This is a genomic window from Geomonas edaphica, from assembly GCF_004917075.1.
In the GTDB taxonomy this organism is placed as follows: Bacteria; Desulfobacterota; Desulfuromonadia; order Geobacterales; family Geobacteraceae; genus Geomonas; species Geomonas edaphica.
In genome coordinates this window covers 56,884-69,006 of record NZ_SSYB01000007.1, presented here as the reverse complement: position 1 = coordinate 69,006, position 12,123 = coordinate 56,884, and the positions used below count along the sequence as shown (strand labels likewise).

Below are 12,123 nucleotides of genomic sequence, written 5' to 3'. Positions count from 1 at the left end.
CCATGGTCCCCTCCAGCATGACAGTCTGCTGAAGGGCATCTTGCGCCTGAAGCTCTCCTGGGTGAATCATTTTCCCCTCCCTCTGATGTAAGGGGGGTACTTTTCAATTACCACAGGGGGGTATTTTTACACCATCGCTGACACCCTTGCACCTTTTGCGATGACCGGAGAGACGCGATAGATGAAAGCCTCACATTCCTTCTGGAATGACGCAAGTGTTCCGATCGTAGAGGTGAGACGTACCCGCCGAAGCGAGGAGAGTTACAAAGCTCACTGCCACAGGGAGTTCTGCGTCGGTGCGGTCACGGAGGGAACGGCAGTTATGACGGTGAGGGACCAGACATGCGTCCTGTCGCCCGGTCTGCTGGCGCTCTTCTCTCCCGAAACAGTGCACAGTTGCAACCCTCCTGAAGGAGGCGCGCGCTCCTACCTGATGGCCTACTTCGATGCGGCGTGGTGCAGCTCGATCCAGGAGGCGCTCTTCGGCAGACAGGGACACTTCATTCCGCCTGCCGAGTTTCTTTTGGATAACCGCACACTCTACGACTCCTTTCTCGAGCTCACGAAAATCCTGGCCGGCGACGCCCTTCCGTTGGAAAAGGCCGAGAGGGCAACGCAATTCGTTAGCGAACTGTTTACCAGTACCTGCGACCTGGAACTCCCGGCTACGGTCGAGGTGCGGGACGGGATCGTTCGGGAGGTAAAGGAGTACCTGGAGCAGCGAGCGGATCTGAATATCACGCTACAGGATCTTGCGGTCGTCTTTCGTTGTAACCCGTATCACCTGCTGCGCACCTTCAAACAGGCGGTCGGACTCCCGCCTCATGCCTTCATGCTGAATGCCCGCATCGAAAGGGCGAAGCGACTGCTGCTCGAGGGGATGGCGCCTGCCAGCGTCGCGGCGGAGACGGGATTCGCCGATCAAAGCCACTTCCACAAAACCTTCCGGCGCATCGTCGCCGCTACACCCCGCCAGTACCAGCTCAGACCCGGGAATTAAGTCAATTTCGCACAATATTTCTCCCCACTAAATGCGCTAACCTCCTCCGAAAAGCTCGGGAGGCCGCATGTCCAAGTATTTTGTCGAATTCGCAGCGCTTGCAATGGCGCACTTCCTGGCCCTGATCAGTCCGGGGCCAGACTTCTTTCTCATCGTGGGAACTTCCGTCAGGGAGGGGGCTTCGCGGGCTACGGGGCTTTGTGCAGGCATCGCTGCGGCAAACGGCGCTTACATCCTACTTGCCCTCACCGGGTTCGCGTTTATCAAGGAGACTCCGCTGCTCTTCACGGCGCTCAGAACCGCAGGAGCTCTGTATCTGGTTTACCTGGGAGTGATGCTGCTGAAGGCGCCGCGGCGCCAGGACTCCTCACCGCTTGAACCTGAGGCGGAATCGTCCGGCACCAATCGGCGCAGGCAGTTCGCCGCCGGCTTTCTCTCGGCCATCCTCAACCCGAAAAATGCCGTCTTCTATCTCAGCCTCTTCACTGTGATGGTAAGCCGCGACACGCCACCGCCGATTCAGGCCTCTTATGGCTTATGGATGGTTCTCGCCGTCTTCTTTTGGGATCTCTCTATTGCACAGCTGGCGGGGAGCGAAAAAGTGAGATGTCGTCTCGACCGCCACACGCATTGGATCGAGAAGTGCTCGGGAGGGGCGCTGCTTCTTCTGGGGGCAGTTCTGCTGGTTCGAGGTGGGTAGCGATTGCAAGGATAAATTTCGGGGACGTACTGTGATTTGAGATTATAAGGAATGGGCACACTCTTAAATCCCAAATTCAATACGCCCCCGCAACGGCCATTTCGATGAAACCTAACGCCCTTCAGCTGTTAAAATCTTCAGAAGGGGGAATTTTGATGTCTTGTAAAGAGTGTTGTTCAAATTAGTTTCGACCACATGATACCTGACTGCATAACCATAAGAGACGGTGAGTTTTTGAGCTTTTAAAGCTGTCATATCTAAATAATTATTTAGTGGTTCAATCTTAGAAAATAATTCGTTAGCTAAAAACAGATCTTCTTTATAGGACTCGGGTGCTAAATCTGTTGCAAACGGAATTGTTATGACTTTATTATTATAATAAATTGAAATATTTTCCACTTTTACGTATTGTTTGGTCATATTTTTCAACGTTGCTATTTTACCGTCAAAAGTAAATTGCAGGTTTTTGTCGTTCATTACAAATCTAGGCCGCACATTCGGAAAATTCTTGGAATGTATTTTCATCATCACATTTACAACAGTTTCCCCTTCATGATTTATTTCTACAGTATCTGGGGTTGAAACAGCAATGTTGTAGTTGTTAAGGTTATTTATATTTTTATTGGCAATTAAAAGGTAAGATGTTTTCTTTTTTAAGAACTCTGAATATTTACTATGCTCATCTTTGATAACAGAATTTTCTGAAATAATAGATTGGTTATTGCATCGCAAAATATCAGCCATTGTTTCTTCAAAAGCATCTACGGTAGATGTAAAGGAATGTTTCAGTGGCGGCAAAGACAGCTTTTGTATTTTTAAATCATTTTGTTTCATGGAAAGAAGCATGTTTGGTGTTATAGACCCGTCATAAAATCCGGATTTGTCATCTATTGTAAGTTTGATTTTTGTATCTGCTGTATTATTTAAATAAATATTATAGTGCTTATCATAAAGCTGGGTGTATCCGTCATCTAATGTCTTCTCATTTTCTATATGTTTTTCAGCAAGCTGTTGATTTGCCACCACAAACTCATCAAATTTTGATATGTACTTGATACGGTCACTTTCTTTAATTGCAGATCTAACAGCCTGATTGTAAGATTCGAAATCGAAGCAGCTGACTTTACTATTCATACCCATCAAAGCTCCAGTACCTGCCGTAAGTATCGTACCAGCAACAGTTACTCCTTTGTCTACCTTCGTACGCCTAAATAAATGTTCCTGAGTACAGAACACTTGATTTTTCTTTATCGGAGAATTAAAGCTGTAAGTACCACAGTAGTGTTCACGGGTGTCCATTGTAGTTGATAAATCGTTAACTACTATTGGCAATGAGGCATCAGTACCCAACTTAGTTAGCTTAAATTCAGTATCCCGCACCTTTTCCAAGTCTGCATATAACCTGTGTTTACCTATATACTTTTCCGTGTTGATGTGCCCACCTGCACAAGCACTGAGGTTAAACGCAAGCATTCCAATAACGAGACAGGATACATTTTTTCGGTTCATTACCTCCTCCTCTGTTAAGGTTTATTCTGCCCGCCAGGCAGACCGAGTGCGGAGCCGACCCACGCGGTCACCTACCCCCTACAACATGGATCATAAGACCTATTTTTAAGTTTTACTAATATAACCGAACATATGATTTAAACAAGCCGGCAGTTGTACGCCTCCAACCAGGCGAAATACACTCGTTCGGCCTTCGGTGTGCCAAAACCTTAGTAGTTTACGCCCGGGACCTACACTCCCAAAACACACAAGTGATCCAGCCATGTTATGGCTTATGGATGGTCCTAACCGTCATTTTCTGGGATCTGTCGATGGCGCGGCGGGCGGAAAGCAGAAAAAGGTGAGATGTTGTCTCGATTGAGCACCATCCCGTTTTCCATTTCTAATCATTAAAGTTTTATGATATAAACCATGCGATACTACAGGCCCTGATTTGGAGATATTGCTATGGCTCAAGCAGGTTATGCAGAAACTTTTTCTAACTTCTTGGATTGTGAAACCTCGACAATCATTGACCGCCTTAAAAGCTTTGTTCCTGACGCGGACGAAGGGCAGATAAGAGCATGGCGCGATTCCATACGCATCCTCAAGGTTTCGATAAAAGAACTCTTGAGCCGAAGCCCTATCCTCGCGGAGACTGCAAGCGTACTCCTTGAGTACGTAATTCCTTTGGAAGAGCGACGTGTTGACGCGATTTTTCTTCTGGAAGGAGGTGTTGTTGTGCTGGAGTTTAAGGGGAAGTCTTTCGCCTCCCAGGCTGATGTCGACCAAGCTGCGGCATACGCTCGTGATCTGCGAGCGTATCATCGAGCATGCTCCGAAGTCCCTGTGCATTGCCTGCTCGTACTCACCCGCGCCGCGGGCGCTCTTCCTAAGCAAGGGGAAGTTCAGGTCATCGGCCCCGACCGCCTCACGCGGAGTTGTGAAGACGCTATGTGCGTGGGTAGCGTTGTCCCAGCTAGCGCAGCATTCTTAGCTGCAGATTCCTATCGCCCCTTACCCTCACTGATTAAGGCGGCTCGTGAGTTGTTTAATTGCGGGACCCTCAAGAGAATCCACCGTGCTGCTGTTGCAACGGAACCTACCATAGAAAAATGCTCTGCCATTGTTCACGAAACGGCCTGCAGGAAAAGACGCGCCTTGATTTTGATATGTGGTGTTCCTGGCGCCGGTAAGACGCTGGTAGGTCTCCAACTGGCCCATGCAAAATACCTGGACGACTTAGCTGTTGTCCGTGAGAACGGAGAGAAACCAACAGCACCGGCTGTATTTCTTTCGGGGAACGGTCCCTTGGTAGAGGTGCTTCAGTATGAGCTGCGTGCAGCAGGAGGAGATGGTAAGGCTTTTGTGCGAGGCGTACATGAGTACGTCAAAACCTTCACTAGAAAAAGCAGTCTGATCCCGCCACAGCACGTTCTCATCTACGACGAGGCTCAACGCGCCTTCGATGCGGCCCAGGTGGATCTTAAGCACAAGGACATGCCGTCTGAATTCAAAGGGCTCTCAGAACCGGAACTCTTCGTCCAGTTTGCTGAGCGTGTTCCGGAATGGTGTGTGGTTGTTGGTCTGATAGGCTCAGGACAAGAAATACACATCGGAGAGGAGGCAGGTATTGGACAATGGATGGACGCCATAAAAAAGGCTAAGTTGTCGGATCAGTGGGACATCTACCTTCCTGACAGTCCAGACATTGCCCCTCATTTTGAAACCCTTCCGCGCGTTTTCTGCACGGATAAGCTTGAGTTGTTGGTGACGATCCGATTCCACCTGGCGACCCAGCTATACGAGTTTGTCAGCTCTCTTTTGAGTGGTGACGCTGACAGGGCAATGGTTATAAGCAAAAAGTTGGAACAACATGGCTACAACTTGCGCATGACGCACAACTTGACGCTGGCGAAGCAGTACCTGCACGACCGCTATAACCAAAACAGGGATGCACGTTATGGAATGGTCGCGTCCTCTAAGGACAAGGAATTGCAAAACTACGGTGTCCCTAAAGGTTTCAAAAGTCCAAATGAGGTTCGTCTCGGAAAGTTTGGTGTTTGGTACACGGAGCCTAAAGGAAGCGCTGGATCTTGTACGGCGCTAGAATCAGTGGCCACGGAATTCGGATCTCAAGGGTTGGAACTCGACTGCTGCCTTCTCGCATGGGGTACTGATTTTATCCGCGAAGCTGGGAAATGGACCAACAGGCATGCAAGCGGCTATCAAGATAAGGCGAGAATTGTCGATGCCATGAAGCTAAGGCTTAATGCTTACCGCGTTCTTCTTACCCGAGGCAGGGATGGCTGCCTCATTTTCATTCCACCGATCGCAGATAAAATGAAGGAGACTTACTGGTACTTGAAGCAGTGCGGCTTCACGGAACTCAAAGCACCCGGGGAGGAAGGGAGCGTTACTTACCAGTACGTTAGCTGACAGGTATTTAAAGCAATAACCTCTGCATTTGGTACCCTTAGACTTACGTGGACTTTAAAAGACAAAGGAAACGGTCCAAGCAACAAAGGTAGGTCTTAAGGGTGTGCCCTGGAATGGACAGGGGACGGAGGTGATCTATGAGCGAGGGCATGCTCCGGAGGGGTTTTGCAGTTACATTTTTAGCAGCCTTCCTGTTCACCTGCACTGGATGTTCTGCTTTGATGAAATGGGGATACCTCGCCCCGAGTGAGGGGGATAAATGGGCAAAGAGCAACAGCAGCGCTTCCCGCAACCGCCCTCCCGCTTATACCTACCCATGTGAAGCGATAACCGTCGAAGCCTTATCTGAAGTCATTTATGACTATACCTACTCCGTCGGCCCGCTTTTCCTGCCAATCTTCCCAATTTTCAACCTTGGCGGCAACGATAAGCTACGCGAAGAGTTTTCCATATGGCTGTGGCTTTACCCCAAAGAAACGGCGAAAACAAAGGTTCTCAGTTCGAAGAATATAAGCCTCAACATCAGGACGAATACTGACATCTTCAAACCCATAGATGTCATGACTTATGAGAACTCCTCCAAATATCTCTTTGTAAAAGCCAAGTTCAGGTTCGACCTGAACGACATCAGCGGCTTCACCTTGAACTTCGACACCCTTCTGGACGGATGTACCATCGCTCCACTTCAATTTCAAAAAATATTCAAGACGACCTGGGAAGCCTTCCCATGATCGTTAGCCATGGCAAGAGTGGCCATGAGCCCGGAATCCATCACACAACTGTGCATCTGCGTTCTTCCGTCTACCGTCAGCGGTAAACACGACGCTACAGCGATTGCTGCAACGTCGCTTCTTCTTATGCCGCGGAACAGGAACCGCAATCGGTGCCGCTGCATTCCTCTTTCTTGGGGACCAGCCGCTCCGCCGCCCACTCGGTGATGTCGTTGCCGAAATGGACGTAGACGTCTTCCACGCCCGCCAGCGGAATCCAGTACCCATCTACCACTTGTCCAAGGTGTTCCACGTAAGCGACATCGCGCACCCCCGTCCTCTCCTGGAGTGCCCTGTTTGCCTTGCAAGAGGCATGATGCTTCTTCTCGCCGATGTCGACGCACCTTCCCCCCACAGGGCAGCCGATCTCCTGTCCAATCTTGTTGGCAGCGATGATGTTGCGGCTCTTGTGCACCAGCATGACCGGTGCCGGGTAGTTATCCCAGAAAAGATGGAAGTTACGGATGATTTCTTCACTCACTTCGATACTCATTCTCTATCTCCTTTTGCATTTCTGCGCTATGGGGCAGAATTCTCCCAAATGTTCCGGATCTCGGATAACTACTTCGCTTTCTCTGCCACACGCTGCCTCAGTTCCGCACGCTGCTCCGGGGTCAGGTTGCCGCTGACGTCGATTAGCCTGTCCACGGTGCGATGGGCGAAGGCGACAAGCTCCTGCGCCTTCTCGTCCACCGTCGCGTGCAGCCATTGACTGTTGGGCTTGTCCAGCAGGAGGCAGCCGATGAACTTCTGGCTGATCCCCTTGTTCTTTTGCTGAAGTTCCTGTAGGTCGGCAACGATACCGTCGGTGATGCCGCCGATCTTAGCCCGTTGTTCGCCGCTCGCCCCGATGTCTTTGAGCTTGGCATCCACGTGCTCCTTCAGCATCTTCGGATCACACCCATGGTGCCCATGTTTGCATGCCGAGAGCATCCCGACCGACACCACCGCAACTATGGCAACAACCCCTTTCCACCGCATCTTCATCTTTATCTCCCCGTTGTTTTGATTCCTGCCTTCGCGACAGCTTCGCGATATCGGGACAATACTGTTAAGATGTAAAAAAAGTATGGGGCGGTTGTAAAAAAAGTGTAAAAAACGGCCAGGTCCCGGCGAAAGCTGATAGAACCGTCATATCGGCAGGAGGAGGATGTACATGAGCCAGCGGGGCGGAAAGCTTGTTTTCCTGGTGGACGACGACGCCAAATTGCGAAAGCTTCTGGCGAAGTTCCTTAGCGAAAACGAGTTCCAGGTGCGCGAGTTTGGGGACGGTCACGAGGTTTGCGAAGCCATTGCGGCAGATGAACCGGCCGCGGTGATTCTTGACGTCATGATGCCGGGTGAGAACGGGCTGCAGGTGCTCGAACGCATCCGCAAGGAGTCAGAAGTTCCGGTAATAATGCTGACGGCGAAGGGCGAAGACCAGGATCGCATCTACGGCTTGGAGCTTGGCGCCGACGACTACCTGCCGAAGCCTTTCAACCCGCGAGAGCTTCTCGCCAGGATCAACGCGGTGCTGCGACGATCCCTGCCGAAAGCCGGGGAGCAGGCTCACGCGCAAACGATCGTGGCAGGCTGCTTCGTGTTGAACCGCAGCAGGCGCACTGTCTCCGCTGGAGGCGCGGAGGCGGAGCTCTCCTTGACCGAGTTCAAGCTATTGGATGCGCTGATGACCCGCCCCGGGATGGTTCTAACCCGTGACGAGCTGCTGAACTTCGCCCGCGGCAAGGAGTTCGGCGCGTTCGACCGGAGTATCGACGTGCATATCAGCAAGCTGCGCAGTAAGACGGAGGCGGTGTCCGGCGGGAAGCGCTGCATCAAGACGGTGTGGGGTTCGGGTTACATGTTCGAGGTGGATGCATGATGCGTAGATTGTTAATCCTGCACTGGATAAGCGCGGTCGTCATGGCCATGGCGCTGGTGTTCCTGTTGTTCGTCCTGGTGGTCAAATACGGAAATGCCGCCCCCTGGATTTTCGGCGCCGGGCTTGGGCTCATCGGAGCGTTCTTCTCACTCATGGCCGTGCCGAGCTCCGTACACATAACGAAGCCGCTGGAGCGCCTTGAGGAATCGGCCCTTCGCCTTGCCGCGGGAAACCTCTCCGCCCGGGCGGAACTGCTGGGCGAAAGACATATGGTGGGCAAAGATCTCGTCAACGCGTTCAATATCATGGCCGAAAAGGTGGAGTCTATGGTCCGTGGGGGGAAGGAGCTGATGGCGAACGTCTCCCACGAGATGCGCAGCCCGCTGGCCCGGATCCGCATCGCGGGGGAATGCCTGAAAGACGCGCTCGACAGGGGGGACAGTGGGGATGCCCGCAACATGCTGCAGACGATGTGGGAGGACATCGAGGAGGCGGACAAAATGATCGGACGGATTCTGGAATTCTCCAAGGTCGATTTGTTGGAGCCCCTGCCGATGGCCGACGAGGTGAGGCTGGCGGAGATTTTGGACGACCTGGCGAGAACGCTGAAGCCGTTTGCGCGTTCCAAGCAGATCGCCATGACGCTGGCTCTGGACAGCTCGGTCCTGGTTGCAGGCGACAGGGAGTGGCTGCGGTCGGCATTCAAGAATCTCCTGGAGAACGCTCTTAGATACACCGATCCCGGCGGCGCGATCGCTGTTACTTCCAGAAAGAACGGCGGCGTCATCATCGAGTTCACCAACACCTTTGCGCCGCTTGACGCAGCGGAGTTACACTCCATCTTCGAGCCGTTCTACCGGGGTGCAACTTCCCATAGCGACGGCACAGGTCTCGGGCTTGCCATTGTGAAAAAGATTATTGGCTTGCACCACGGGGAGGTTGGGGCTAAAAATGTGCCGGAAGGATTCCAGGTATGGGTCCGGCTGCCGGTGATCTAGACGGGAAGAGGAAAGCTTCGCAAGAAGCAAACGATGTGAAAGGTGCACCTATGATCGACCTACCCTATCGTTATGCGCAGTTTGACCTGACCCTCGCCTGGGAAGTAAGGCACGAGGGTGGTGCATCGGTCGTGGAGGGCGTGGGGATGAACGTCCGCTACGCTTTCATGGAGGGGATCGAGATCTGGATCGCCGTGGTCGACGCGGCGGGCAAGGCCGGGGCACGCAAGGCGTGCTTCGTCATCCCGCGCCAGGTCAAACAGGATCAAACCTTTCCTTTTTCTGTTAAGCTTCCGGACCGTCTGGAACAAGGCATGACGCTGAAGTTCACCTACAAGTACAACGGTTCCGACGGCGGTGACGGAGGGATGAATTGGATGCAGAGTTTTGATTGGACTGTGCCTTAAAGACAACTCACCCTATTGACTTGTGTGTTAAATGGGTATACCTCAATAGCATCACGATGTGCCCGCCACCGGTAAACTCCCAAAGTGTCTTCATCGCGCCAAGACTGATCCCACTCTCTGACAGAAGATGCGCTCCGGCCCGCCATTGTGATGTCATCCAAAAATATCCGGAGGTATTACACATGAAGAAAGTTCTGTCCGCATTGGTTGCCGGCCTGGCTGCCATCTCCTTTGCCGCTGTTGTGTTTGCTGCTGATGCTGCGACCCCGTCTTATGTCCCCGCTGCGGTAACCACCGCCGCTGGTGACGTACAAAAAGGTGTCGATGCCGCTGCGGCAAAGGTAACTGACGCAAAAGCAGCTAAGGCGCAGGCAAAAGCTGATGCCGCTGCTAAGGCCAAGGAAGCAAAAGAGGCTAAAGCAAAAGCGAAGGCTGATGCGGCTGCCAAGGCTAAGGAGGCCAAAGAGGCCAAGGCGAAAGCAAAGGCTGATGCGGCGGCAAAAGCTAAGGAAACCAAGGAAGCTAAGGCTAAGGAAGCAAAAGAGGCCAAAGCCAAAGCAAAAGCTGATGCAAAGGCTGCCAAGGAAAAGGCCAAGGCTGATGTCGAGGCTATCAAAACCTCTACGGTGCCTGCAGCTAAATAAGAAAAGCTGAAACGAGTGGGATCACCAAGGCTCCGGTTGGCGCGTCATGCGTCGGTCGGAGCCTTTCGCGTTTTAAGGCGTCCACCGGAACCAGCCTCCCCGCCTGCACTCATTGAAAAAACTCCATTCCCATCACACCGAATTTCCTACAAGGCATTGATCATATTTAATTATTTCCTGGAAATTTATAACAAATTAAGATATATGTATTCCATCCTTAGAGACTGATTTTCCTCTCGTTCACACAGTGCGCATGCAAAAAGGTACTGCCTCATGGAAACGCTGAGATTGTTGATAGCTCTGTTGCTGCTAATTGCCGTGGCACGCCCTTCCCTTGCAGCGGACAACTTCTACTCGTGGGAAGACAAGAACGGCACACACTACACCAACGATAAAAGCACGATCCCCAAGGGAGCAAAGCGCGTGAGGGTCGTGGCTACCAAGGATCTGACGCCTGTTCAGGACCAACAGGAAACAGCAGAGAACCCTCTCAAGAACAAATACAAGGTCAACATAAAAGGAAAGGCGAGATACACCGAGCTGGACCAGTGCGTTGCCTACAAAAGGGCCGAATACCGGCTGCAGGGGTATACCGCCAATGTCGCCTACCGCTATGCGGTGGTGGACTGCAATGAGGAGCTAGGGAACGACAGCACCGCAGCGTACGGTGAGGCCTATGAAGAACTAAACAACGCTTTGAGATACAGATAAAGAAGGGTGCTAAATGAACAGACTCCTACTATTCGTCCTACTTTTTGTGAGCCTCTTTACCGCTGCCAACAGTTTTGCCGACTCAAAAGAGGATGATCTGTTGGTCACCACCGGTGCAACCCAGCCGATCATAATAAAGCTCGACCAGGAAACCGGGGCCATCATTCACGAGAAGTTTCCGGTGGACATCTTCGACAGGTTCGCCGACGACATCCTTTTTCTGCTTCCCGCGGAAATGGTGGATGTGATCTCGCCGCGCTACGATGACTTCATCGCCAAAAGCAGGTTCGTTCTGCGCCACGACTACTGGAAACTGATGATCCAGCCGGGTTATTTCTCCGAGAAGAACATCAGTAACCGGTGCGCCAGGGCGGTGACGGCAATCAAGGCGAAGGACAACGACCGGATGGTTGCCGAGCTCGCGGACATGGTGCAGAGTCTCTTTGAGGTGGCAAACCTGGATCAGCGGGACAAGACCGGCAAAAGCATGGAAAAGAGGATGCAGAAGTTCATAAAGCAGGAGAACAACGAATATATCATCGAGTTTTACGGATATAAGGAGCAGAAGCGATCGGATATCGTAAGCCAGATCTACACGATCAACAAGTTCACCAAGGACTCGATCAGGTACAAACAGCTGGTGACCAAGACGGCGGAGCTGTGGACTTCTATATGGGAGGCCGCGAACGGGAACAAGACCAGCACGCCGCCCAGGCAGCAGTTCCTGGTCAAATCGCTCAGTCTTTCCATGAAGCCTACTCTGGACCTTGAGGCGCGGATAAAGGACTATGACGAGTGGCAAATCGTCATGAACAGAAACGCGTTGAGGCCTGGACAATGGCGTGCACAACTCGTGGAGAAGCGAATCGATGATTATGTAAAAGAGACCGCGAACTACCAGATGGCGGAACGGGAGTCGGCCCTACTGAAGATGATGAAAGGGACCAGAGAACCGAAGCTATTGTATCGCAACCCGGACCGCCCCAGAGCGGTAAGATACCAGCAGCAGTACTTTACCGCGCTGAACAAGCGTTTGTAGGAGATAGGTACGCCCGCACATCAGGCACCCTGCCTGTAAAACCACCAAGGCTTCGGTCCTTCG

Annotated in this window: 13 protein-coding genes; 10 read left to right on the top strand and 3 right to left on the bottom strand. The window is 52.0% G+C overall.

The annotated features are described in order from the left end of the window. The first annotated feature begins 181 nt into the window (after nucleotides 1-181). Together E8K79_RS19915 and E8K79_RS19910 are read left to right on the top strand one after the other, a co-directional pair. Entirely contained in the window at nucleotides 182-1,000 is an 819-nt protein-coding gene (locus E8K79_RS19915; protein WP_136516283.1) for an AraC family transcriptional regulator, read from the top strand. A 67-nt stretch (nucleotides 1,001-1,067) separates the two neighbouring features. Beyond that, nucleotides 1,068-1,700, top strand: a complete 633-nt coding sequence (locus tag E8K79_RS19910) for a LysE family translocator (protein ID WP_136516282.1) — start codon at nucleotides 1,068-1,070, stop codon at nucleotides 1,698-1,700. Nucleotides 1,701-1,811: 111 nt separating this feature from the next. Here the strand turns inward: E8K79_RS19910 and E8K79_RS19905 are convergent, their stop codons facing one another. Further along, on the bottom strand, nucleotides 1,812-3,209 hold the full coding sequence (locus E8K79_RS19905) for a hypothetical protein (RefSeq protein ID WP_136516281.1): 1,398 nt from the start codon (nucleotides 3,207-3,209) through the stop codon (nucleotides 1,812-1,814). A 447-nt stretch (nucleotides 3,210-3,656) separates the two neighbouring features. Between E8K79_RS19905 and E8K79_RS19900 the strand changes: the two genes are divergently transcribed. Next, nucleotides 3,657-5,627 carry a DNA/RNA helicase domain-containing protein gene (locus E8K79_RS19900; RefSeq protein ID WP_136516280.1) on the top strand — a complete coding sequence of 657 codons (1,971 nt, stop codon included), beginning with the start codon at nucleotides 3,657-3,659 and terminating at the stop codon, nucleotides 5,625-5,627. A gap of 137 nt (nucleotides 5,628-5,764) precedes the next feature. Continuing rightward, nucleotides 5,765-6,358 carry a hypothetical protein gene (locus E8K79_RS19895; protein WP_136516279.1) on the top strand — a complete coding sequence of 198 codons (594 nt, stop codon included), beginning with the start codon at nucleotides 5,765-5,767 and terminating at the stop codon, nucleotides 6,356-6,358. 124 nt (nucleotides 6,359-6,482) lie between these two features. On the opposite strand, the gene E8K79_RS19890 is transcribed toward E8K79_RS19895, so the two are convergent. Together E8K79_RS19890 and E8K79_RS19885 are read right to left on the bottom strand one after the other, a co-directional pair. Next, on the bottom strand, nucleotides 6,483-6,890 hold the full coding sequence (locus E8K79_RS19890) for a hypothetical protein (protein WP_136516278.1): 408 nt from the start codon (nucleotides 6,888-6,890) through the stop codon (nucleotides 6,483-6,485). 68 nt (nucleotides 6,891-6,958) lie between these two features. After that, the gene (locus tag E8K79_RS19885) at nucleotides 6,959-7,384 is read right to left on the bottom strand and encodes a hypothetical protein (protein WP_135870987.1); all 426 of its coding nucleotides are present in this window, start codon (nucleotides 7,382-7,384) and stop codon (nucleotides 6,959-6,961) included. Nucleotides 7,385-7,553: 169 nt separating this feature from the next. Here E8K79_RS19885 and E8K79_RS19880 point away from each other — a divergent pair, with 169 nt between their 5' ends. From E8K79_RS19880 to E8K79_RS19855, 6 genes are all read left to right on the top strand, one after another. Beyond that, nucleotides 7,554-8,261: a response regulator gene (locus tag E8K79_RS19880; protein WP_136516277.1), complete on the top strand. Its 708-nt coding sequence runs from the start codon at nucleotides 7,554-7,556 to the stop codon at nucleotides 8,259-8,261. Next, a complete protein-coding gene (locus E8K79_RS19875; RefSeq protein ID WP_162604736.1) occupies nucleotides 8,261-9,259 on the top strand; it encodes a HAMP domain-containing sensor histidine kinase in 999 nt (332 codons plus the stop codon). The genes E8K79_RS19880 and E8K79_RS19875 overlap by 1 nt, the downstream gene beginning before the upstream one ends. A 50-nt stretch (nucleotides 9,260-9,309) precedes the next feature. Continuing rightward, the gene (locus tag E8K79_RS19870; protein ID WP_136516275.1) at nucleotides 9,310-9,666 is read left to right on the top strand and encodes a hypothetical protein; all 357 of its coding nucleotides are present in this window, start codon (nucleotides 9,310-9,312) and stop codon (nucleotides 9,664-9,666) included. Nucleotides 9,667-9,848: 182 nt separating this feature from the next. Then, nucleotides 9,849-10,310 (top strand): hypothetical protein, encoded by a 462-nt coding sequence (locus tag E8K79_RS21400; protein WP_198419858.1) that lies wholly within the window; start codon nucleotides 9,849-9,851, stop codon nucleotides 10,308-10,310. Between the two features lie 273 nt (nucleotides 10,311-10,583). After that, the gene (locus E8K79_RS19860) at nucleotides 10,584-11,021 is read left to right on the top strand and encodes a DUF4124 domain-containing protein (RefSeq protein WP_136516274.1); all 438 of its coding nucleotides are present in this window, start codon (nucleotides 10,584-10,586) and stop codon (nucleotides 11,019-11,021) included. A gap of 13 nt (nucleotides 11,022-11,034) precedes the next feature. Beyond that, nucleotides 11,035-12,060, top strand: coding sequence for a hypothetical protein (locus E8K79_RS19855; RefSeq protein ID WP_136516273.1), 1,026 nt, complete (start codon nucleotides 11,035-11,037; stop codon nucleotides 12,058-12,060). Nucleotides 12,061-12,123: the final 63 nt, after the last annotated feature.